Source organism: Serratia sp. A07, assembly GCF_058725505.1.
The window spans coordinates 301,977-323,937 of record NZ_JBZXDO010000003.1 but is presented as its reverse complement, the minus strand read 5'-3'; the positions used below and the strand labels follow the sequence as shown (position 1 = coordinate 323,937).

The 21,961-nt window shown below is 59.3% G+C and carries 18 protein-coding genes, 5 tRNA genes and 2 pseudogenes; 23 read left to right on the top strand and 2 right to left on the bottom strand.

Going from position 1 to position 21,961, the window contains the following annotated elements; translation table 11 throughout:
• Positions 1-15 precede the first annotated feature (15 nt).
• The 10 genes and pseudogenes from nagA to AC4PR2_RS05240 all read left to right on the top strand — a co-directional run bounded on the left by nagA (position 16) and on the right by AC4PR2_RS05240 (position 7,497).
• Entirely contained in the window at positions 16-1,155 is a 1,140-nt protein-coding gene (gene nagA / locus AC4PR2_RS05285; RefSeq protein ID WP_197802565.1) for an N-acetylglucosamine-6-phosphate deacetylase, read from the top strand.
• Positions 1,156-1,182: 27 nt separating this feature from the next.
• Positions 1,183-2,403 carry a DNA-binding transcriptional regulator NagC gene (nagC, locus tag AC4PR2_RS05280; RefSeq protein ID WP_004939956.1) on the top strand — a complete coding sequence of 407 codons (1,221 nt, stop codon included), beginning with the start codon at positions 1,183-1,185 and terminating at the stop codon, positions 2,401-2,403.
• Positions 2,404-2,470: 67 nt separating this feature from the next.
• A complete protein-coding gene (locus tag AC4PR2_RS05275; RefSeq protein ID WP_004939957.1) occupies positions 2,471-3,223 on the top strand; it encodes an HAD-IIA family hydrolase in 753 nt (250 codons plus the stop codon).
• Positions 3,224-3,412: 189 nt separating this feature from the next.
• The gene (gene chiC, locus AC4PR2_RS05270; RefSeq protein ID WP_147839424.1) at positions 3,413-4,852 is read left to right on the top strand and encodes a chitinase ChiC; all 1,440 of its coding nucleotides are present in this window, start codon (positions 3,413-3,415) and stop codon (positions 4,850-4,852) included.
• A 284-nt stretch (positions 4,853-5,136) separates the two neighbouring features.
• Positions 5,137-6,800 (top strand): annotated as a pseudogene (gene asnB / locus AC4PR2_RS05265) (asparagine synthase B).
• Between the two features lie 218 nt (positions 6,801-7,018).
• A tRNA-Met gene (locus tag AC4PR2_RS05260) sits at positions 7,019-7,095 on the top strand.
• Between the two features lie 15 nt (positions 7,096-7,110).
• A tRNA-Leu gene (locus tag AC4PR2_RS05255) sits at positions 7,111-7,195 on the top strand.
• Between the two features lie 30 nt (positions 7,196-7,225).
• Positions 7,226-7,300: transfer RNA gene (locus tag AC4PR2_RS05250), tRNA-Gln, on the top strand.
• A 41-nt stretch (positions 7,301-7,341) separates the two neighbouring features.
• Positions 7,342-7,418: transfer RNA gene (locus AC4PR2_RS05245), tRNA-Met, on the top strand.
• A gap of 4 nt (positions 7,419-7,422) precedes the next feature.
• Positions 7,423-7,497 (top strand) — tRNA-Gln (locus AC4PR2_RS05240).
• An 87-nt stretch (positions 7,498-7,584) separates the two neighbouring features.
• Here the strand turns inward: AC4PR2_RS05240 and ubiF are convergent.
• Positions 7,585-8,766: a 3-demethoxyubiquinol 3-hydroxylase gene (gene ubiF / locus AC4PR2_RS05235; RefSeq protein WP_197802563.1), complete on the bottom strand. Its 1,182-nt coding sequence runs from the start codon at positions 8,764-8,766 to the stop codon at positions 7,585-7,587.
• Positions 8,767-8,963: 197 nt separating this feature from the next.
• Between ubiF and miaB the strand changes: the two genes are divergently transcribed.
• From miaB to AC4PR2_RS05170, 13 genes and pseudogenes are all read left to right on the top strand, one after another.
• Positions 8,964-10,388 (top strand): tRNA (N6-isopentenyl adenosine(37)-C2)-methylthiotransferase MiaB, encoded by a 1,425-nt coding sequence (gene miaB / locus AC4PR2_RS05230; RefSeq protein ID WP_492174929.1) that lies wholly within the window; start codon positions 8,964-8,966, stop codon positions 10,386-10,388.
• 118 nt (positions 10,389-10,506) lie between these two features.
• The gene (locus AC4PR2_RS05225) at positions 10,507-10,842 is read left to right on the top strand and encodes a zinc ribbon domain-containing protein YjdM (RefSeq protein WP_004939967.1); all 336 of its coding nucleotides are present in this window, start codon (positions 10,507-10,509) and stop codon (positions 10,840-10,842) included.
• Between the two features lie 234 nt (positions 10,843-11,076).
• Positions 11,077-12,132 carry a PhoH family protein gene (locus AC4PR2_RS05220; RefSeq protein ID WP_025301852.1) on the top strand — a complete coding sequence of 352 codons (1,056 nt, stop codon included), beginning with the start codon at positions 11,077-11,079 and terminating at the stop codon, positions 12,130-12,132.
• Complete coding sequence (gene ybeY, locus AC4PR2_RS05215) at positions 12,129-12,602, top strand: rRNA maturation RNase YbeY (RefSeq protein ID WP_033637441.1); 474 nt, start codon at positions 12,129-12,131, stop codon at positions 12,600-12,602. The genes AC4PR2_RS05220 and ybeY overlap by 4 nt, the downstream gene beginning before the upstream one ends.
• An 85-nt stretch (positions 12,603-12,687) precedes the next feature.
• Entirely contained in the window at positions 12,688-13,566 is an 879-nt protein-coding gene (gene corC, locus AC4PR2_RS05210; protein ID WP_025301851.1) for a CNNM family magnesium/cobalt transport protein CorC, read from the top strand.
• A gap of 7 nt (positions 13,567-13,573) precedes the next feature.
• A complete protein-coding gene (gene lnt / locus AC4PR2_RS05205; RefSeq protein ID WP_060423584.1) occupies positions 13,574-15,103 on the top strand; it encodes an apolipoprotein N-acyltransferase in 1,530 nt (509 codons plus the stop codon).
• Between the two features lie 392 nt (positions 15,104-15,495).
• On the top strand, positions 15,496-16,392 hold the full coding sequence (locus AC4PR2_RS05200) for an amino acid ABC transporter substrate-binding protein (protein ID WP_492174928.1): 897 nt from the start codon (positions 15,496-15,498) through the stop codon (positions 16,390-16,392).
• A 212-nt stretch (positions 16,393-16,604) separates the two neighbouring features.
• Positions 16,605-17,345, top strand: a complete 741-nt coding sequence (locus AC4PR2_RS05195) for an amino acid ABC transporter permease (RefSeq protein ID WP_019454074.1) — start codon at positions 16,605-16,607, stop codon at positions 17,343-17,345.
• Complete coding sequence (gene gltK / locus AC4PR2_RS05190; protein WP_004939982.1) at positions 17,345-18,019, top strand: glutamate/aspartate ABC transporter permease GltK; 675 nt, start codon at positions 17,345-17,347, stop codon at positions 18,017-18,019. The genes AC4PR2_RS05195 and gltK overlap by 1 nt, the downstream gene beginning before the upstream one ends.
• Positions 18,019-18,744 carry an amino acid ABC transporter ATP-binding protein gene (locus AC4PR2_RS05185; protein WP_019454076.1) on the top strand — a complete coding sequence of 242 codons (726 nt, stop codon included), beginning with the start codon at positions 18,019-18,021 and terminating at the stop codon, positions 18,742-18,744. Before gltK ends, AC4PR2_RS05185 begins: the two co-directional genes overlap by 1 nt.
• A 194-nt stretch (positions 18,745-18,938) precedes the next feature.
• Positions 18,939-19,400, top strand: coding sequence for a hypothetical protein (locus AC4PR2_RS05180; RefSeq protein ID WP_060423582.1), 462 nt, complete (start codon positions 18,939-18,941; stop codon positions 19,398-19,400).
• A 99-nt stretch (positions 19,401-19,499) separates the two neighbouring features.
• Positions 19,500-20,431: pseudogene (gene rihA / locus AC4PR2_RS05175) on the top strand (pyrimidine-specific ribonucleoside hydrolase RihA).
• Between the two features lie 148 nt (positions 20,432-20,579).
• Positions 20,580-21,284 carry an NAD(P)H-dependent oxidoreductase gene (locus AC4PR2_RS05170; protein WP_197802560.1) on the top strand — a complete coding sequence of 235 codons (705 nt, stop codon included), beginning with the start codon at positions 20,580-20,582 and terminating at the stop codon, positions 21,282-21,284.
• 40 nt (positions 21,285-21,324) lie between these two features.
• Here the strand turns inward: AC4PR2_RS05170 and AC4PR2_RS05165 are convergent, their stop codons facing one another.
• Complete coding sequence (locus tag AC4PR2_RS05165; protein WP_025301844.1) at positions 21,325-21,807, bottom strand: zinc ribbon-containing protein; 483 nt, start codon at positions 21,805-21,807, stop codon at positions 21,325-21,327.
• Positions 21,808-21,961 lie beyond the last annotated feature (154 nt).

The following is a 21,961-nucleotide window of genomic DNA, read 5'->3' as shown; positions in this document are numbered from 1 at the left end:
TTGCAGGGGGCTACGATGTTCGCTTTAACCCACGGCCGAATCTATACCGGCCACGACGTACTTGATGACCATGCAGTCATTATCGCTGATGGGCTGATCGAGAGAGTCTGCCCGGCGGCTGAATTGCCCGCCGGCATCGAAACGCGCGACCTGGGTGGCGCCATCCTGGCCCCCGGGCTTATCGACGTGCAGCTGAACGGCTGCGGCGGCGTCCAGTTCAACGATTCGCTGGAAGCGATTTCGGAAGAAACGCTGGAGATCATGCAGCGCGCCAACGAGAAATCCGGCTGCACCAGCTATCTGCCGACGCTGATCACCAGCAGCGACGCATTCATGAAGCACAGCGTCGACGTGATGCGCGCTTATCTGAAAAAGCACCAAAACCAGGCGCTGGGCCTGCACCTGGAAGGGCCGTACCTCAGCCCGGTGAAAAAAGGCACCCATAACCCGGCGTTCATTCGCAAGCCAACTCAGGACATGATCGATTACCTGTGCGCCAACGCCGACGTGATCACCAAGGTGACGCTGGCGCCGGAAATGGTTGAGCCGCACGTTATCGAGCAGCTGACCAAGGCCGGCATCGTGGTCTCCGCCGGCCACTCGAACGCCACCTACGATCAGGCGCGCACCGGCTTCGCCGCCGGCATCAGCTTCGCCACCCACCTGTACAACGCCATGCCGTATATCACCGGCCGCGAACCGGGGCTGATGGGGGCGATCTTCGATACGCCGGAGGTCTATACCGGCATCATCGCCGACGGCCATCACGTGGCCTGGGCGAGTATCCGTAACGCCAAACGCCTGAAAGGTGATAAATTGGTATTGGTCACCGACGCGACCGCGCCGGCAGGTGCAGATATTGACCAATTTATTTTCGCCGGTAAAACAATATACTATCGGGATGGGCTGTGCGTGGATGAGAACGGTACCCTGAGCGGTTCCGCACTGACCATGATCGAAGCGGTGCAAAACAGCGTCGAGCATGTCGGCATCGCGCTGGACGAAGCGCTGCGCATGGCGACGCTGTATCCGGCGCGCGCCATCGGCGTCGAGCAGCGTCTGGGCACCATCGAAGCCGGCAAGGTGGCTAACCTGACCGCCTTCACCCGTGATTTCAAGATCACCAAAACGCTCGTTAACGGTAACGAGGTTTAATTCAATGAACAGCGAGTAACATTATTGATGAGCACTGGCGGACAAGCACAAATAGGGAACGTTGACTTAGTCAAACAGCTTAACGGCGCGGCAGTTTACCGCCTGATCGACCAGCAGGGCCCGATCTCGCGCATTCAAATTGCCGAACTCAGCCAGCTTGCCCCCGCCAGCGTCACCAAAATTACTCGCCAGCTGCTGGAGCGCGGGCTGATCAAAGAAGTCGATCAGCAAGCCTCCACCGGCGGCCGCCGCGCGATCTCCATCGTGTCGGAAACCCGTCATTTCCATACCGTCGCGGTACGTCTCGGCCGCCACGACGCCACCATCACCCTGTATGACATGAGCGGTAAATCGCTCAGCGAAGAACACTATCCGCTGCCGGAACGCACCCAGGAAACGCTGGAAAATGCGCTGTTCGCCGCCATCGCCCAATTCATCGAAGCAAACCAGCGCCGCCTGCGCGAGCTGATCGCCATCGCGGTGATCCTGCCCGGCCTGGTGGATCCGGCGCTGGGCGTGGTGCGCTACATGCCGCACATCAGCGTCAGCAACTGGGCACTGGTCGACAACCTGCAGCAGCGCTTCAACGTCACCAGCTTCGTCGGCCACGACATCCGCAGCCTGGCGCTGGCGGAGCACTACTTCGGCGCTACCCGCGACTGCGAAGACTCTATTCTGGTGCGCCTGCACCGCGGCACCGGCGCCGGCATCATCGTCAACGGGCAGATTTTTCTCGGCAATAACGGCAACGTCGGCGAAATCGGCCATATCCAAATCGATCCGCTGGGTGAACGCTGCCACTGCGGCAACTTCGGCTGCCTGGAAACCGTAGCCGCCAACGCGGCGATCGAACAGCGCGTGCGCCAGCTGCTGAGCCAGGGCTACCCGAGCAAACTGACGCTGGAAGACTGCGGCATCAACGCCATCTGCAAGGCCGCCAACCGCGGCGATCTGCTGGCCAGCGAAGTGATCGAACACGTCGGCCGCTATCTGGGCAAGGCGGTGGCCATCGCCATCAACCTGTTCAATCCGCAGAAGGTGGTGATCGCCGGTGAGATCACCGAAGCGGACAAGGTGCTGCTGCCGGCGATCCAGAGCTGCATCAATACCCAGGTGCTGAAGGACTTCCGCAAAAATCTGCCGGTGGTGACCTCCGAACTCAATCATCGCTCGGCGATCGGCGCTTTCGCCCTGGCCAAACGCGCGATGCTCAACGGCGTGCTCTTGCAGCGATTGCTGGAAAGCTGATCCGCCGCTTCTGGCAGGTGTGTTATCGTCACCCCTTGCCTGCCGTAATCATGAGAAACAGCGACAAATGAAAATCAAAAACGTTATATGCGATATCGACGGCGTGCTGCTGCATGACAATACGCCGGTGCCCGGCGCCGATCTGTTCCTGGCGCGCATCCAGGAACAAGGCATGCCGCTGGTGGTGCTGACCAACTACCCGTCACAGACCGCGCAGGATCTGGCGAACCGCTTCGCCGCCGCCGGGCTGGAAGTGCCGGAGAGCGCGTTCTATACCTCGGCGATGGCCACCGCCGATTTCCTGCGCCGCCAGGAAGGCAAAAAAGCCTACGTGGTCGGCGAAGGCGCCCTGATCCATGAGCTGTACAAAGCCGGTTTCACCATCACCGACATCAACCCGGATTTCGTGATCGTCGGTGAAACCCGCTCTTACAACTGGGACATGATGCACAAGGCCGCCTACTTCGTCAGTAACGGCGCACGCTTTATCGCCACCAACCCGGATAGCCACGGCCACGGCTTCTCGCCGGCCTGCGGTGCGCTGTGCGCCCCCATCGAGAAGATCACCGGCCGCAAGCCGTTTTACGTCGGCAAGCCCAGCCCGTGGATCATTCGCGCCGCATTGAACAAAATGCAGGCGCACTCGGAAGAGACGGTGATCGTCGGCGACAACCTGCGCACCGACATTCTGGCGGGCTTCCAGGCCGGTCTGGAAACCGTGCTGGTGCTGTCCGGCGTCTCCACGCTGAGCGACATCGAAACCATGCCGTTCCGCCCGAGCTACGTCTACCCTTCCGTTGCCGATATCACCATCTTCTGATGCATTTATGGCGGCTGCCCGGCCGCCATTATTTCTCTCTTCCTGACCGCAGTTTGAATTTAATTCGTTCATGGCCGCAAAAGGTTTCAGCCTGCCTGCGCTAAAAATCCTCATTATAACCTTACGCCCCGCCAATAGCTGATATTGCCGGCCAGCGGAAAACCTTTACCCCTAATTAATGAGGCTACCATGAGCACAAATAACATGATTAATGCCGCCGCCGATGACGCAGCCATTATGCCGACTATCGCCAATAAAAAAATCCTGATGGGTTTTTGGCACAACTGGGCCGCCGGCGCCAGTGACGGCTATCAGCAAGGCCAGTTTGCCAATATGAACCTGACCGACATTCCCGCCGAATACAACGTGGTGGCCGTCGCCTTTATGAAAGGCCAGGGCATCCCAACCTTCAAACCTTACAACCTGTCCGACGCCGAGTTCCGCCGCCAGGTGGGCGTGCTGAACAGCCAGGGCCGCGCGGTGCTGATCTCCCTCGGCGGCGCAGACGCGCATATCGAGCTGAAAACCGGCGACGAAGATAAGCTGAAAGACGAGATTATTCGTCTGGTGGAAGTCTATGGCTTCGACGGCCTGGATATCGATTTGGAACAGGCGGCAATCGGTGCGGCCAATAATAAAACCGTCTTGCCTGCGGCATTGAAAAAAGTAAAAGACTATTACGCCGCGCAGGGGAAAAACTTTATTATCAGCATGGCGCCGGAATTCCCGTATTTACGCACCAACGGCACCTACCTGGATTATATCAACGCCCTCGAAGGCTATTATGACTTTATCGCGCCGCAATATTATAACCAGGGTGGCGACGGTATTTGGGTGGACGAACTCAACGCCTGGATCACGCAGAATAACGACGCCATGAAAGAGGACTTCCTCTACTACCTGACGGAAAGCCTGGTCACCGGCACCCGCGGCTATGCGAAGATCCCGGCGGCGAAATTCGTCATCGGCCTGCCGAGCAACAACGACGCCGCCGCCACCGGCTACGTGATCGATAAACAGGCCGTATATAACGCCTTCTCCCGCCTCGACGCCAAGAACCTGTCGATCAAGGGCCTGATGACCTGGTCAATCAACTGGGACAACGGTAAGAGCAAAGCCGGCGTGGCCTACAACTGGGAATTCAAAACCCGCTACGCGCCGCTGATTCAGGGCGGCGTTACCCCACCGCCGGGAAAACCTAATGCACCGACTGCGCTGACGGTCGCCGAGCTGGGCGCCACCTCGCTGAAGCTGAGCTGGGCCGCCGCCACCGGCGCCTTACCGATCGCCAGTTACACAGTCTACCGCAACGGCACCCCGATCGGCCAGACCGCCGGCCTGTCGCTGGCCGACAGCGGCCTGACCCCGGCCACCCAGTACAGCTACTTCGTTACCGCCACCGACAGCCAGGGCAATACCTCGCTGCCGAGCAGCGCGCTGGCGGTTAAAACCGCCAACGACGGCACGCCACCCGATCCGGGGGCGCCCGAGTGGCAGAACAACCACAGCTACAAAGCCGGCGACGTGGTGAGTTATAAAGGCAAGAAATACACCTGTATCCAGGCGCACACCTCCAACGCCGGCTGGACGCCGGACGCCGCCTTCACCCTGTGGCAGCTCATCGCCTAATCGCTAATCGATTGCCGGCCAAACCGGCCGGCAATCCCGTCATCACGCTAAAAATTGCATAATCGTTAAATTTTCCCGCCAATAACTGAAAATCCGTTAAAAATCGCAGCCACGCAAACAACTATTTCTCAGCGTATGGCTAAAACACTTGCATCTCCTGCAGCTTTAGGCGCATTTTCATAACCACAGCGCAGCAAAACCGCGTTATCGCTGATGAATCGGCAATGCTGCCCATAACAGTAAAAAACAACATCACAGTCATGAAAGCCCGTTAGGAGAGTTGTATGTGTTCTATTTTCGGTGTGCTCGATCTGAAGTCCGATCCCGTTGAACTGCGTAAGAACGCGCTGGAGCTGTCGCGTCTGATGCGCCACCGCGGCCCGGATTGGTCCGGCGTTTACGCCAGCGACAAAGCCATTTTGGCCCACGAACGCCTGTCGATCGTCGACGTCAACAACGGCGCTCAACCGCTGTACAACGCCGCGCACACCCACGTTCTGGCGGTCAACGGCGAAATTTACAACCACCAGGCGCTGCGCCAACAGCTGAGCGACCGCTACGCGTTCCAGACCGGGTCCGACTGTGAAGTGATCCTGGCGCTGTACCAGGAGAAAGGCCCGGATTTCCTCGACGATCTGCAAGGCATGTTCGCCTTCGCCCTGTATGACACCGAAAAAGACGCTTACCTGATCGGCCGCGATCACCTGGGCATCATCCCGCTGTACATGGGCCACGATGAGCACGGCAACCTGTACGTCGCTTCGGAAATGAAAGCGCTGGTGCCGGTGTGCCGCACCATCAAGGAATTCCCGGCCGGCAGCTACCTGTGGAGCCAGGACGGTGAGATCCGCGAATACTATCGCCGCGATTGGTTCGATTACGACAGCGTCAAAGACAACGTGACCGACGCCGCCGCCTTGCGCACCGCGCTGGAAGAGTCGGTGAAAAGCCACCTGATGTCCGACGTGCCTTACGGCGTGCTGCTGTCGGGCGGGCTGGACTCCTCGGTCATCTCGGCGATCACCAAGAAGTACGCCGCGCGCCGCGTGGAAGATCAGGAACGCAGCGAAGCCTGGTGGCCGCAGCTGCACTCCTTCGCCGTCGGTCTGGAAGGCTCGCCGGATCTGCGCGCCGCGCAGGAGGTCGCCAACCATCTGGGCACCGTGCACCATGAGATCCACTTCACCGTGCAGGAAGGCCTGGACGCCATCCGCGACGTGATTTACCACATCGAAACCTATGACGTCACCACCATTCGCGCCTCGACGCCAATGTACCTGATGTCACGCAAAATCAAGGCGATGGGCATCAAGATGGTGCTTTCCGGCGAAGGCGCGGACGAAGTGTTCGGCGGCTACCTTTACTTCCATAAGGCGCCGGACGCCCGCGAATTCCACGAAGAGACCGTGCGCAAGCTGCTGGCGCTGCATATGTTCGACTGCGCGCGCGCCAACAAGGCGATGTCCGCCTGGGGCGTTGAGGCCCGCGTGCCGTTCCTGGACAAGAAATTCCTCGACGTGGCGATGCGCATCAACCCGAAAGATAAAATGTGCGGCAACGGAAAATGGAAAAACACATCGTCCGCGAATGTTTCGAGTCCTATTTGCCGGCCAGCGTGGCCTGGCGCCAAAAAGAGCAGTTCTCCGACGGCGTCGGCTACAGCTGGATCGACACGCTAAAAGAGGTCGCTGCGCAGCAAATCAGCGATCAACAGCTCGAAACCGCGCGTTTCCGCTTCCCGTACAACACGCCGACCTCGAAAGAAGGCTACCTGTACCGCGAGATCTTCGAGGAGCTGTTCCCGCTGCCGAGCGCCGCCGAATGCGTGCCGGGCGGCCCGTCCGTCGCCTGTTCGTCCGCCAAGGCCATCGAATGGGACGAATCGTTCAAGAAGATGGACGATCCTTCCGGCCGCGCCGTCGGCGTGCACCAGGCCGCCTATAAATAATCGCGCGGCGTTTTCCCCAAGGCGGGCCTTTTGGCCCGCCTTTTTGTTGCCTTTTCCCCCCGCCAACTGCCTGAATTGCCGATTTTATCGCCATAATGTTCACAACCCAGACAAACGGCGCTTCCCGGCACTTTTTCGGGAAAAAACTTGTTGACGCAAATCGGTCATATACGCATAATGCGCCCCGCAACGCCGATGAAGGCAAAGCAAAAAAAGAGGGCTACGTAGCTCAGCTGGTTAGAGCACATCACTCATAATGATGGGGTCACAGGTTCGAATCCCGTCGTAGCCACCATCTCTTTTTTGCATTGCGGGAGTGGCGAAATTGGTAGACGCACCAGATTTAGGTTCTGGCGCCGCAAGGTGTGCGAGTTCAAGTCTCGCCTCCCGCACCATTTCTCTTCATCGTCGGCGCAGTATGTTGATGGGGTATCGCCAAGCGGTAAGGCACCGGTTTTTGATACCGGCATTCCCTGGTTCGAATCCAGGTACCCCAGCCATAACAAACTGCTTGCAAATCAAAGAAGTAAAAAGTAACATCGGCTACGTAGCTCAGCTGGTTAGAGCACATCACTCATAATGATGGGGTCACAGGTTCAAATCCCGTCGTAGCCACCATAATTGGGGTGTCGCCAAGCGGTAAGGCTCTGGTTTCTGATACCAGCATACCCAGGTTCGAATCCTGGCACCCCAGCCATATTTAGAAAAGCCCGCTTCGGCGGGCTTTTTGCTGTCTGGCGTTCAGTCAATCCTAACGGGCCCAGCCGCAGCTGAGCCCTGTCGGTTACAATCCCAACGCGTACTTCAACGCATGCTCTTTCAGCTTGCCCGCCCGCTGCGCGGCCATCAGCGCCAGATTGCGCGCGACGTTCAGCGGCGCCAGGTTATTGCTGAAAGCCGCATAGAACAGATCCATCCCGCTCTGCATCAGCAGATTGTCGGTACGGCGGCGGCGCTGATAACGCAGCAGTACCGCCTCGCTGCTCCAGTCCTCTCCCTGCTCCCGCGCATCGCTCAATACGTTCAGCAAGGCATCTACGTCGCGATACCCCAGATTGACGCCCTGCCCCGCCAGCGGATTGATGGTATGCGCCGCATCCCCCAGCAGTGCCAGCCCCGGCAGCACGTAGCGCTGCGCATGACGCCGCGTCAGCGGGAACGAACCGGCGGCGTGCACCTTGACCGGGCCCAGTCGCGCCGGGAAAGCGGCGGCGATCTCACGCTCCAGCTGCGCCGGCGGCATCGCCTGCAGCTGGCGAATGCGCTGCGGGCTGTCATACCACACCAGCGACGCCCAGCTGTCGTACAGCGGCAGGAAGGCGCGCGGCCCAGACGGGAAGAAACGCTGCCAGGTCACATCCTGCTGCGGCGCGCCGGTATCGACGGTGATCAACATGCACGCCTGACGATACTGCCAGCCGTTGGTGCCGATCGCCGCCAGCTTGCGCACCTGCGAGTTGGCGCCGTCGGCGCCGACAACCAGGCGCGCCTGCAGCATCTCGCCGCCGTCCAGCGTCAGCTGCCAGGCATTGTCCGCCCGCTGCAGCGATTGCAGCCTGGCGGGGCATAGCAGCGTCAGGTTGGCGCACTGCGCGAACTGCTGCCACAGCGCCAGCTGCAGAATGCGGTTTTCCACCATAAAGCCCAGCTCGGGCAGCCCCAGGGACACCGCGTCGAACGCCACGCGCGACGACGCCCATTCCCAGGTCTCCAGCCGGCGATACGGCGCTGTGCGCATCGCCGTCACGGCCTGCCAGGCGCCGAGCTGTTTCAGCAGCCCCACCGAGGTGCAGCCGATAGCGGAAATGCGCAGATCCGGCGGGCTTTGCGCCTCGAACGCCTGCGGCGCCTGATGTTCCAGCAACGCCACCGACCAGCCCGCCTGCGCCAGCCCCAGGGCCGCCGCCGCGCCGACCATGCCGCCGCCCACCACCACCGCGTCATACCGATTTTGAGATGTCTTCATATTGGCTATGTTTTCTGTGTGAATGCTCGCCATCCCACCCGGCATGGCGTTTTGCGCAGTGTACCGGATTTTCGCTCCGGCTTCAGGTCGCGTGCCATTTTCCCCCGCGCTGGTCACAACGGCGGCAAATGATTACAATACGCGCCCTGCATGTCGCGTAACGCAACTTTCGCTCCGCACTGAGTAATGGCAAGTCAATGACGAAAAAACTACATATCAAAACCTGGGGCTGCCAGATGAATGAGTATGATTCATCGAAAATGGCCGACCTGTTGAACAGCACGCACGGCTTCGAGTGGACCGAAAACGCCGAAGAGGCGGACGTGCTGCTGCTGAACACCTGCTCGATCCGTGAAAAAGCGCAGGAGAAAGTTTTCGCCATGCTGGGGCGCTGGCGCTTGCTGAAAGAAAAGAACCCGTCTGTCATCATCGGCGTCGGCGGTTGCGTGGCCTCGCAAGAAGGCGAACTGATCCGCAGCCGCGCGCCCTGCGTCGACGTGGTCTTCGGCCCGCAGACCCTGCACCGCCTACCGGAAATGATCAATCACGTTCAGGGCACCCGCAGCCCGGTGGTCGACATCAGCTTCCCGGAGATCGAAAAGTTCGACCGTCTGCCGGAACCGCGCGCCGAAGGCCCGACCGCATTCGTGTCGATCATGGAAGGCTGCAACAAATACTGCACCTTCTGCGTGGTGCCTTACACCCGCGGTGAAGAAGTGAGCCGCCCGAGCGACGACGTGCTGTTCGAAATCGCCCAACTGGCGGCGCAGGGCGTGCGCGAGGTCAACCTGCTCGGCCAAAACGTCAACGCTTACCGCGGCGCCACGCATGACGGCGAGATCTGTTCGTTCGCCGAACTGCTGCGCCTGGTGGCGGCCATCGACGGCATCGATCGCATTCGCTTCACCACCAGCCACCCTATCGAGTTCACCGATGACATCATCGCGGTGTACGAAGACACGCCGGAGCTGGTCAGCTTCCTGCATCTGCCGGTGCAGAGCGGTTCGGACCGCATCCTGACCATGATGAAACGCGCGCACACCGCGCTGGAGTACAAGGCGATTATCGGCAAGCTGCGCAAGGCGCGGCCGGCCATTCAGCTCAGCTCCGATTTCATCGTCGGTTTCCCGGGCGAAAGCCAGGCCGACTTCGAACAGACCATGAACCTGATCGCCGACGTCAATTTCGACGTCAGCTTCAGCTTCATCTATTCGTCGCGCCCGGGCACCCCGGCGGCGGACATGGTCGACGACGTCAGCGAAGAAGAGAAAAAACAGCGGCTGTATATTCTGCAGGATCGCATCAACCAGCAGGCGCTGCAGTTCAGCCGCCGCATGCTCGGCACCGTCCAGCGCATTCTGGTGGAGGGCACCTCGCGCAAAAGCGTGATGGAGTTGGCCGGGCGCACGGAGTGCAACCGTGTGGTAAACTTCGAGGGCACGCCCGACATGATCGGCCAGTTCGTCGACGTGGAAATTACCGAGGTGCTGACCAACACCCTGCGCGGCGCAGTGGTGCGCACCGAACAGCAGATGGATCTGCGCGTACATGAATCCCCGCAGTCGGTGATCGCCCGTACCCGCAAAGAAAACGCGCTGGGCGTCGGCATTTACCAGCCTTGACGCCGCGGCGGCCGCCTTATCGCCGCCCATTCGCGCTACTCCTTACCGTTTCTCCGCCGGGCGCCCGCGCCCGGTGATTTTCTTTTTTATTTTTTTATTGTTGAAGAGGCGACATAACATGCAACTCCCACACTGCCCGAAGTGCAACTCCGAATACACCTACCAGGACAATGCCCTGTTCATCTGCCCTGAGTGCGCCCACGAGTGGAGTGACAGCGCCCCGGCGGAAGATCAGGACGCGCTGATCGTCAAAGACGCCAACGGCAATCTGCTGGCGGACGGCGATGCGGTCACCGTGATCAAAGACCTGAAGGTCAAAGGCAGCTCCTCGATGCTGAAGATCGGCACCAAGGTGAAAAACATTCGCCTGGTCGAAGGCGATCACAACATCGACTGCAAAATCGACGGCTTCGGCCCGATGAAGCTGAAATCCGAGTTCGTGAAAAAGAACTGATTCACGGCGGCCTTGTTCTGTGATGACGCGGCGGGCTTTGCGCCCCGCCGCGTTTTTTCCTTATCTTCCCTTGAATTCCGCCGATGGCGCACAGATAGATCAGCGGTAAACTTGCGCCGTTGCGGCGCACCATGAATAATTCAAGAAAGAGAGTATTCAGGCTCGTCCTGAACGCGCGCGTCCCGAACGCGCTATGTGACATCAACCAGGCCCGATGTGACCTAGAGGAATAGTTTGAACGTCGCAACACAAGAAATTTTGTTAGAGCCCGCAGACAATAAGCGTTTGCTCAGCCTGTGCGGCCCGTTTGATGACAACATCAAGCAACTCGAGCGCCGATTGGGCATTGAAATCAATCGCCGCGACAACCGTTTCAAGCTGGTCGGCAAAAACCTGTGCGTGGTTGCCGCCGCCGATATCCTGCGCCATCTGTACGTGGATACCGCGCCGATTCGCGGCGTGATCCCGGATATCGACCCAGAGCAAATCCACCTGGCTATCAAAGAGAGCCGGGTGTTGGAACAGGTGGCCGACAGCGTGCCGGATTATGGCAAGGCGGTCACCATTAAAACCAAGCGCGGCATGGTGAAACCGCGTACGCCTAACCAGGCGCAGTACATCGCCAACATTCTCGATCACGACATCACCTTCGGCATCGGCCCGGCGGGCACCGGCAAAACCTACCTGGCGGTCGCCGCCGCGGTGGATGCGTTGGAGCGCCAGGAAATTCGCCGCATTTTGCTGACACGCCCTGCGGTCGAAGCCGGCGAAAAACTGGGCTTCCTGCCCGGCGATCTGAGCCAGAAGGTCGATCCTTACCTGCGCCCGCTGTACGACGCCCTGTTCGAGATGCTGGGCTTCGAGCGCGTGGAGAAGCTCATCGAGCGCAACGTGATCGAAGTCGCGCCGCTGGCCTATATGCGCGGCCGTACGCTGAACGACGCCTTTATCATTCTGGATGAGAGCCAGAACACCACCATCGAACAGATGAAGATGTTCCTGACGCGCATCGGCTTCAACTCGAAGGCGGTCATCACCGGCGACGTCACCCAGATCGACCTGCCGCGCAACCAGAAATCCGGCCTGCGCCACGCGGTGGAAGTGCTGTCGGACGTGGAAGAACTGAGCTTCAACTTCTTCCACAGCGAAGACGTGGTGCGCCATCCGGTGGTGGCCCGCGTAGTCATCGCCTATGAGGCCTGGGAAGCGGCCGAACAGAAACGCAAAGACGCGATTGCCGAACAACGTAAGCGCGAGGCGCTCGCCGCCTCCGAGCAGGAGACACCATGAGTCAGGTGATTTTGGATCTGCAGATTGCCTGTGAAAGCGGCGACGGCCTGCCGGATGAGGCCACCTTCCAGCGCTGGCTGGAAGGCGTGCTGCCGCAATTTCAGGAAGAGGCCGAGGTGACCGTGCGTCTGGTGGACGAAGCGGAAAGCCACGAGCTGAACCTGACCTACCGCGGCAAAGACAAGCCGACCAACGTGCTCTCTTTCCCGTTCGAGGCCCCGCCGGGCATCGAGCTGCCGCTGCTTGGCGATCTGATCATCTGCCGCCAGGTGGTTGAACAGGAAGCGATTGAGCAAGGCAAGGCGCTGGAGGCCCACTGGGCGCATATGGTTGTCCATGGCAGTCTTCATCTGCTAGGGTATGACCACATCGAAGACGATGAAGCCGAAGAAATGGAGTCTTTGGAAACCGAAATCATGCACGGACTGGGTTATCCTGATCCGTACCTGGCGGAAAAAGACCCCGTCTGACGTCAGCCGTTTACCCTACAGCCCCCATGCGGGGCTGTCGCTGACGCCCCTTAACTCTGACATGAGTGACAGTAACGAAAACGCCATGAGCGACGACCATTCACAAAGCAATGACAGCCCCAGTCCCAAGAAGGGGTTCTTTACTCTTATCCTTAACCAGCTGTTCCACGGCGAACCCAAAAACCGTGGCGATCTGGTCGAGCTGATCCGTGATTCCGAACAAAACGACCTGATCGATCCCGATACCCGCGACATGCTGGAAGGCGTGATGGATATCGCCGAACAGCGCGTGCGCGACATCATGATCCCCCGCTCCCAGATGGTGACGCTCAAGCGCAACCAGACGCTGGAAGAGTGCCTGGACGTGATTATCGACTCCGCCCACTCGCGCTTCCCGGTGATCAGCGAAGACAAAGATCACATCGAAGGCATCCTGATGGCCAAGGATCTGCTGCCGTTCATGCGCGCAGACTCCGAGCCGTTCAGCATCGACAAGGTGCTGCGCACCGCGGTGGTGGTGCCGGAAAGCAAGCGCGTCGACCGGATGCTGAAAGAGTTCCGCTCCCAGCGCTATCACATGGCGATTGTCATTGACGAATTCGGCGGCGTATCCGGCCTGGTCACCATCGAAGACATTCTGGAACTGATCGTCGGCGAGATCGAAGACGAATACGACGACGAAGACGATCTAGATATCCGCCAGCTCAGCCGCCACATGTACACCGTGCGCGCGCTGGCCCCGATCGAAGACTTCAACGACGCCTTCGGCACCCATTTCAGCGACGACGAGGTCGATACCATCGGCGGTCTGGTGATGCAGGCCTTCGGTCACCTGCCGGCGCGCGGGGAAACCATTGAAATCGAAGGTTACCTATTTAAAGTTGCCATGGCCGACAGTCGACGTATTATCCAGGTTCATGTAAAAATTCCGGACGATTCTCCACCACCGAAACTGGAAGATTAAATCCAACATGGCTAAAGCCTCATTACTTGAACGCCAACGGGTTCGCGCCCTGCTGGCGCTGTTGTCAGGTGCCGGCGGGACGCTGGCGTTCTCGCCCTACGACTTCTGGCCCGCGGCCATCGTCTCCCTGTTCGGCCTGCTGGCCGTTACCCTCAATCGCACCACCAAACAGTCTGCCCTGCTCGGCTTTGTCTGGGGCTTCGGGCTGTTCGGCAGCGGCATCAACTGGGTGTATGTCAGCATCGCCGATTTCGGCGGCATGCCTTTCGCCGTCAACGTCTTCCTGGTGGTGCTGCTCGCCGCTTACCTGTCGCTGTATACCGGGCTGTTCGCCGGGCTGCTGACGCGCCTGTGGCCGGCCACCCGCTGGTGGCGGCTGGCCATCGCCGCGCCGGCGCTGTGGCAGGTGACCGAATTCCTGCGCGGCTGGGTGCTGACCGGCTTCCCGTGGCTGCAGTTCGGCTACAGCCAGATCAACGGCCCGCTGAAGGGCATCGCGCCGCTGCTGGGCGTCGACGCCATCACCTTTGTGCTGATGGCCATCGCCGGCCTGCTGGTGTACGCCGTCAATCAGCGCCGCCTGTCGGCTGCGATCATCGCCGCCGCGCTGCTGCTGTTGCCGTGGCCGCTGCGCCAGCTGCAGTGGTTTACTCCGCAGCCGGAGAAAGCGGTGAACGTCGCCATGGTGCAAGGCAACATCGCCCAGTCGATGAAATGGGATCCGAAAGCGCTGGTCAGCACGCTGCAAACCTATCTGGACGAAACCCGTCCATACGTAGGCAAGGCGCCGATCGTCATCTGGCCGGAGTCCGCCATCCCGGATTATGAAGCCAACCAGAACGGCTTCCTGACCATGATGGACGACCTGATGCGGGCGAAGAACAGCAGCCTGATCACCGGCATCGTCGACGTGCGCGCCACGCCACAGGGCCAGCAGATCTACAACAGCGCCATCGTGCTCGGCGAACCGACGCCGTACAGCTACCCGGCCAAGGATCGCTACAACAAGCACCACCTGGTGCCTTTCGGCGAGTTCGTGCCGCTGGAAACCCTGCTGCGGCCGCTGGCGCCGTTCTTCGATCTGCCGATGTCCTCCTTCAGCCGCGGCGACTACGTGCAGCCGCAGCTCAGCGTGCGCGGGTACAACCTGACGGCGGCCATCTGCTACGAAATCGTCCTGGGCCAGCAGGTACGCGATAACTTCCGCCCGGACACCAATTTCCTGCTGACCATCTCCAACGATGCCTGGTTCGGCCACTCTATCGGCCCGTGGCAGCACTTCCAGATGGCGCGCATGCGGGCGCTGGAGCTCGGCCGGCCGCTGCTGCGCAGCACCAACAACGGCGTTACCGCCGCGGTGGATGCGAACGGCGAGGTGATCGCCGAGATCCCGCAGTTTACCCGTCAGGTGCTCGAAGTGAAGGTCACGCCGACCACCGGCGTCACGCCTTACGCACGCTTCGGCGCCACGCCGCTGTGGGTGATAACCCTGCTGCTGGGCGGCTGGGCGCTGATGTTGGGCCTGCGCCGCAAATAGTCCTTCTCGCCGGGGCGCGCCCGCCGCGCCCCGCGTTCTCGTCACTGTCTCCTCCTTGGTCAGAAAACGCCGTTAAATCAACGCGGCTGGCACACTCCTTGCTTTAACTATGGTGACATCGCGCGCCGATTTACTTTTGCTGACGTTTTGTCGCACCTGTGCACATTTTGGGTGCATTGAGCGCACCACGCGGGGGCGTCAGGGTTTCGTTGCATTGATTTGGTGCGCGCGGCGTCTCAAAAAATGAAACATTTTAGTTTCAAGGTATTCACAATCGGTTATTTTTTAACGGCTATCCGTTCTAAGACTATCTTTATAACTTGAGCAATAAATAGTCGATTTAACCTGACGCTCTTTAGTCAGAGCCACCACAACAGCAAAGGAGTTGGACCATGCAAATGCGTAAATTGGCGTTATCGTTACTGCTGCTCGGTATGGCAGGTAGCGTGGCGCATGCGGAAGACCTGTCCGGTACGCTGAAGAAAATCAAAGACAACGGCGTGATCGTTGTCGGCCACCGCGAATCGTCAGTGCCCTTTTCCTACTACGACAACCAACAAAAAGTTGTGGGCTACTCTCAGGACTACTCCAACCAAATCGTTGAAGCTGTTAAGAAAAAACTTAATGCACCGAATCTGCAGGTGAAAATGCTGCCGATTACCTCGCAGAACCGCATCCCGCTGCTGCAAAACGGCACCTATGACTTCGAGTGCGGCTCCACCACCAATAACCTCGAGCGCCAAAAACAGGCCGCCTTCTCCGACACCATTTTCGTGGTCGGCACCCGTCTGCTGGTGAAAAATGGCTCCGACATCAAAGACTTTAAAGACCTGGCCGGTAAACCGGTGGTGGTCACTTCCGGCACCACCTCCGAAGTGCTGCTGAACAAGCTGAACGACAGCGACAAAATGAACATGCGCATCATCAGCGCCAAAGACCACGGTGACTCCTTCCGCACCCTGGAAAGCGGCCGCGCGGTGGCCTTCATGATGGACGATGCCCTGCTGGCGGGCGAGCGCGCCAAGGCCAAGAAGCCGGATCAGTGGGAAATCATCGGCACGCCGCAGTCGAAAGAAGCCTACGGCTGCATGCTGCGCAAAGACGATCCTGAGTTCAAAAAGCTGGTCGATGACACCATCGCCCAGGCGCAAACCTCCGGTGAAGCGGCCAAGTGGTTTGACAAATGGTTCAAGCAGCCTATTCCACCGAAAAACCTCAACATGAACTTCGAACTGTCGGACGACATGAAACAGCTGTTCAAAGAGCCTAACGACAAAGCGTTGAACTAAATAGAACAAGAGCCGGGGCGGCCGCAGGCCAAACCGGCCCAGTTGATGACTGGGACAGACAGGTATGAGGGGGGCCGTTCCCCTCCCTCATTTTCCCCAACGCGCATCACCGATCTCCGCACACAACAAGCCAGCCAGACTGGCCGCACGGCGATCGGCGCTCATCAAGTCATCAATCTTCGGCGCCCTGCGCCCGTTTACCGGAGTTTGTTATGTCAATAGATTGGAACTGGGGTATCTTCCTGCAGCAGGCCCCGTTTGGGAACACCACTTACCTCGGCTGGATCTGGTCCGGCTTTCAGGTCACCGTGGCCCTCTCCGTCTGTGCATGGATTATCGCTTTCTTCGTCGGTTCGCTGTTCGGTATCTTGCGTACCGTGCCCAACCGCTTTCTTTCCGCCCTCGGCACCTGTTACGTCGAACTGTTCCGCAACGTGCCGCTGATCGTGCAATTCTTTACCTGGTATCTGGTGATCCCCGAGCTGTTGCCGGCCAATATCGGCACCTGGTTTAAAAGCGAGCTGGATCCCAACGTGCAGTTCTTCGTCTCCTCCATGCTCTGCCTGGGGCTGTTTACCGCCGCCCGCGTATGCGAGCAGGTGCGCGCCGCCATTCAGTCCCTGCCGCGCGGCCAGAAAGCCGCCGGGCTGGCGATGGGCCTGACGCTGCCGCAAACCTACCGCTACGTGCTGCTGCCGAACGCCTACCGGGTGATCGTGCCGCCGATGACCTCGGAAATGCTCAACCTGGTCAAAAACTCCGCCATCGCCTCCACCATCGGGCTGGTGGACATGGCCGCGCAGGCCGGCAAGCTGTTGGATTACTCCGCACACGCCTATGAATCCTTTACCGCCATCACGCTGGCTTATATCGGCATCAACGCCGTTATCATGCTGTTTATGCGTCTGGTCGAAAAGAAAGTGCAGTTGCCTGGCAACCTGGGGAGTAAATAATGTACGAATTTGACTGGGCGTCGATCGTCCCAAGCTTCCCTTATTTGCTGCAGGGCATGGTGATCACGCTGAAGATCACCGTGACCGCCATCGTGGTCGGCATTCTGTGGGGTACCGTGCTGGCGGTGATGCGTTTGTCGCCGTTCAAACCGATCAGCTGGTTCGCCACCCTGTACGTCAACCTGTTCCGCTCGGTGCCGCTGGTGATGGTGTTGCTGTGGTTCTATCTGGTGGTTCCAAGCTTATTACAACAGGTTCTAGGGTTATCGCCGAAAACCGATATTCGCCTGATCTCGGCTATGGTAGCCTTTTCCCTGTTTGAAGCGGCCTATTATTCGGAAATCATCCGCGCCGGCATTATCAGCATCTCACGCGGCCAATCCTCCGCCGCGCTGGCGCTGGGCATGACCCATTGGCAATCCATGCGGCTGGTGATCCTGCCGCAGGCGTTTCGCGCCATGGTGCCGCTGCTGCTGACCCAGGGCATCGTACTGTTCCAGGATACCTCGCTGGTTTACGTACTGAGCCTGGCCGACTTCTTCCGCACCGCGTCGACCATCGGCGAACGCGACGGCACCCAGGTTGAAATGATCCTGTTCGCCGGCTTTGTCTATTTTGTTATCAGCCTCGCCGCCTCGGCGCTGGTAAGCTATTTGAAGAAAAGGACTGTTTGATGATATCCCTGAAAAATGTTTCTAAGTGGTACGGTCACTTTCAGGTGTTGACCGATTGCACCACCGAAGTGAAAAAAGGCGAAGTGGTCGTCGTCTGCGGTCCTTCAGGTTCCGGCAAGTCCACCCTGATCAAAACCGTCAACGGCCTCGAGCCGATCCAGCAGGGCGACATCCTGGTGAACGGCACGCCGGTCAACGACAAGAAAACCAACCTGGCGCAGCTGCGTGCCAAGGTCGGCATGGTGTTCCAACACTTCGAGCTGTTCCCGCACCTGTCTATCATCGACAACCTGACGCTGGCGCAGGTGAAAGTGCTCAAGCGCGACAAGACCGCCTCGCGCGAGAAGGGCCTGAAGCTGCTGGAGCGCGTCGGCCTCTCCGCCCATGCCAACAAGTTCCCCGGTCAGCTGTCCGGCGGCCAGCAGCAGCGCGTCGCCATCGCCCGCGCGCTGTGCATGGATCCTATCGCCATGCTGTTCGATGAACCGACCTCGGCGCTCGATCCGGAAATGATCAACGAAGTGCTGGACGTCATGGTCGAACTGGCGAACGAAGGCATGACCATGATGGTGGTGACCCACGAAATGGGCTTCGCCCGTAAGGTGGCGAATCGGGTGATCTTTATGGACGAAGGCAAAATCGTCGAAGACCGCAACAAAGACGATTTCTTCAACAACCCCGAGTCCGAGCGCGCCAAGGACTTCCTGGCCAAGATCCTGCACTGATCGCGCAGTGCCCTAAACCCAAGCGCCCCAAGGGGCGCTTGTTTTTCGGCACCCATGCGCCTGAATGCCTCTCATTGCCGTCTCAACAAAGTTAGGATTTATCTTAAACTCCCCGTCGCGATGACCGTAAATAACGCGCGATCCTGCAGGCTGTCCTACCTTTGATGATTAACTCACCCACCAGAGAGGCTGGCATGATTCAACTGGTACAAGCGGAGTACAGCATCAAATCCGGTTATCCGATTGTTCGACGCACGTTGGAAGACAAGAAGAAACTGATTGAAAAACCGGGTTTCGGGCCTGAGTCCTGTTGCGCCACCATCGAATACCAGCTGCGCGGCAGCACTCGCTATGCCTTTGGCAATAGCCAGATGAAAATGGAGATGCCGCCGGATATCTACACCCATAACTGGGTCAAGCTACATGCCGAAATGGCCGCGCTGGTTGCGGCGATAAGGCGCATCGAACGCTTTGACGCCGATAAGGAGCAGGTGCCGATCACCAACGTGTATATCGAGCTGCGCCCCTGCGAGGCCAACTGCATGCAGGCACTGCAAAATATCTTGCCCGACGGCACTACCGTCTATTACTCCTTCTTGCACCCAACCGAGGTGGAAGAATGGAAACGCAGCGCTCATGAACTCTGCGGTGTCTGAACGCCTTATCCCGTCGCGCAAACGCCCGGCACTAAAAGCGCTTGTTTCTCCCCGGTTTTGATCCGATGCTCGCTGGATAACAAACAGAGGAGAAAGAACATGCCCCGCCCTATTATCATCGATTGCGATCCCGGCCTCGACGACGCCATCGCGCTGGCTATGGCGCTGCGTTCGCCGGAGCTGGACGTCAAAGCCATCACCACCTCCGCCGGCAACCAGACGCCGGAGAAAACCCTGCATAACGCGCTGGGTCTGTTGACCCTGATGCAGCGCGAGGACATACCGGTCGCCGCCGGTGCCGGCGGCCCGCTAATGCGCGAACTGGTGATCGCCGACTATGTCCACGGCAAAACCGGCATGGGCAACACCCACCTGCCGACGCCGACAATCAAGCCCGATCCCCGCGGCGCCGTCGAGCTGATCGCCGACCTGCTGCGCGCCAGCCCGCAGCCGATAACCCTGGTGGTGACCGGCCCAATGACCAACATCGCTCTGCTGTTGGCCCAGCATGCCGAGCTGAAAAACCGCATCGAGCGCATCGTATTTATGGGCGGCGGCATGAACGCCGGCAATACCACGCCGGTCGCGGAGTTCAACATCTTCGTCGATCCCGAAGCCGCCGAAATGGTGCTGAAATCCGGCGTGCCGCTGACCATGGCCGGGCTGAACGTCACCCATCAGGCGCTGGTGTTGCCGCAGGATATCGAGCGCATTCGCCAGATAGACAATCCGGTCGCGAGGCGGTCGCGGAGATGCTCGATTTTTACCTGCCGCTGTACCTCAGCCATCCGCGCGGCCTGCCCGGCGCGGCGATGCACGATCCCTGCACCATCGCCTGGCTGCTGGCGCCGCAGCTGTTTACCGGCGTAGAGCGCTGGGTGGGGGTGGAAACCAAAGGGGAATACACCGTCGGCATGACGGTGGTGGACTATTTCCAGCAAACCGGCAACGCGGCCAACGTGGAAGTGCTGACCGGCATCAACCGCGAAGGCTTTATCGAGCTGCTGGCCGAGCGCGTAGCGCGTTATTGATCCCATCGGGGCGCGCTCGCGCCCCTCATTCAAGTTTTTTGATTTAACTCAGCGAATTTTTGCGCTATCACTGTTCCTGGCTTGCCTCTACCATGCGTTTACACCGACTGACATCGTTACCGATTAGACTTCGCCTGGAGATAAGCCAATGAGCCGCGTACTGGTCCTGAAATCAAGCATTCTGGGTGAATATTCCCAGTCTGGAAAATTAGTCGATTTTTTTGTTGAACAATGGCGTGAAACTCACCCTGAAGACACATTCACCGTGCGCGATTTGGCCAACCCGACCCTGCCGGAGCTGGATGGCGAAGTGATGGCCGGTTTTACCGCCGGCGACAAGCCGCTGACGCCGCACCAGCAAAGCACCCTGGCGCTGTCCGATGAGCTGATTGCCGAACTGAAGTCGCACGACACGCTGATCATCAGCGCCCCAATGTACAACTTCAACATCCCGACGCAGCTGAAGATCTACTTCGATCTGATCGCCCGCGCCGGCCAGACGTTCCGCTATACCTCCGCCGGCGCCGAAGGGCTGGTGACGGGCAAGAAAGCGATCGTCATCTCCAGCCGCGGCGGCATCCACGCCGACACGCCGACGGATCTGATCACGCCGTACGTGAAGCTGTTCCTGGGCTTTATCGGCATCACCGACGTTGAGTTCGTGCTGGCGGAAGGCTTCGCCTACGGCCCGGAAGCGGCAGAGAAAGCCGCCCAGGATAGCCGCATCGCGGTCGCGCAGAAAATCCCGGCCGGCATCGCCGTAGCGGCCAGCGCACCAGCGCAGGCGCAAGCCGCCCCGGTAGCCGTCAGCGGCGGTTTCCTGAGCAACCTGCTGAAGAAACTGTTCCGTTAAACGCCGGCCTTAGCGTTCCCCGCCGCAGCGGGGAACGTCATCAAGGTTCAAACGGCCGGCGCTGGAACTGGTCGTGACCGCATTTCGGGCAGAGCGGCAACACCTCCGGCGTGTAGAACGCCAGGTGGTAATGGCACTGCTCGCACACCAGATTGCCCAGCCCCACCACTTCACCGCTGTGGTAAACGCCGTGGTGGCTGACATCCTTGAACACTTCGCGCCACTCCAGCTGGGTTTTGTCGGTGATATCCGCCAGCTCTTGCCACAGGCTCTCTTTGATCACCCGCATAAACACGCTGTCGGTAAACTCATCCCGGCTTTCCTGATAGCTGCGGGCGAACTCTTCCAGATCGCGTCGCACCGCCTGCGTCACCTGCCGCACTTCGTCGCGGGTCAGATCTTCGGCCTCGTTCAACCGCCGCTCCGCGCTGGCCACCAGTTCGTCGATATCGCGTTCACCGTTTTTCAGGCGTTCGGTCAGCGATGCCACCAATTCGCGGTAATACTGAGCAACCTTGTTCATAGACTCTCCTCGATAAACGCTGCGCCGGACTTGGCTGTAGGGATACCCCTAAGCTACTTGTTCTTATTTTAGCCGTAAATGACTGATGTCACTTGGCAAGACGCGGGATCCGCAGGTTGTGAGCCGCGTCATGGCGGCGTTTTTTTTAAATGCG

Bases quoted from the DNA above. Each gene is read 5' to 3' on its own strand.
- AC4PR2_RS05225 (WP_004939967.1), top strand. From the start codon at position 10,507: ATGCAACTCCCACACTGCCCGAAGTGCAACTCCGAATACACCTACCAG.
- ybeY (WP_033637441.1), top strand. From the start codon at position 12,129: ATGAGTCAGGTGATTTTGGATCTGCAGATTGCCTGTGAAAGCGGCGAC.
- miaB (WP_492174929.1), top strand. From the start codon at position 8,964: ATGACGAAAAAACTACATATCAAAACCTGGGGCTGCCAGATGAATGAG.
- corC (WP_025301851.1), top strand. From the start codon at position 12,688: ATGAGCGACGACCATTCACAAAGCAATGACAGCCCCAGTCCCAAGAAG.
- AC4PR2_RS05180 (WP_060423582.1), top strand. From the start codon at position 18,939: ATGATTCAACTGGTACAAGCGGAGTACAGCATCAAATCCGGTTATCCG.
- AC4PR2_RS05170 (WP_197802560.1), top strand. From the start codon at position 20,580: ATGAGCCGCGTACTGGTCCTGAAATCAAGCATTCTGGGTGAATATTCC.
- chiC (WP_147839424.1), top strand. From the start codon at position 3,413: ATGAGCACAAATAACATGATTAATGCCGCCGCCGATGACGCAGCCATT.
- AC4PR2_RS05195 (WP_019454074.1), top strand. From the start codon at position 16,605: ATGTCAATAGATTGGAACTGGGGTATCTTCCTGCAGCAGGCCCCGTTT.
- AC4PR2_RS05275 (WP_004939957.1), top strand. From the start codon at position 2,471: ATGAAAATCAAAAACGTTATATGCGATATCGACGGCGTGCTGCTGCAT.
- AC4PR2_RS05165 (WP_025301844.1), bottom strand. From the start codon at position 21,807: ATGAACAAGGTTGCTCAGTATTACCGCGAATTGGTGGCATCGCTGACC.
- nagC (WP_004939956.1), top strand. From the start codon at position 1,183: ATGAGCACTGGCGGACAAGCACAAATAGGGAACGTTGACTTAGTCAAA.
- gltK (WP_004939982.1), top strand. From the start codon at position 17,345: ATGTACGAATTTGACTGGGCGTCGATCGTCCCAAGCTTCCCTTATTTG.
- ubiF (WP_197802563.1), bottom strand. From the start codon at position 8,766: ATGAAGACATCTCAAAATCGGTATGACGCGGTGGTGGTGGGCGGCGGC.
- AC4PR2_RS05185 (WP_019454076.1), top strand. From the start codon at position 18,019: ATGATATCCCTGAAAAATGTTTCTAAGTGGTACGGTCACTTTCAGGTG.
- AC4PR2_RS05200 (WP_492174928.1), top strand. From the start codon at position 15,496: ATGCAAATGCGTAAATTGGCGTTATCGTTACTGCTGCTCGGTATGGCA.
- nagA (WP_197802565.1), top strand. From the start codon at position 16: ATGTTCGCTTTAACCCACGGCCGAATCTATACCGGCCACGACGTACTT.
- lnt (WP_060423584.1), top strand. From the start codon at position 13,574: ATGGCTAAAGCCTCATTACTTGAACGCCAACGGGTTCGCGCCCTGCTG.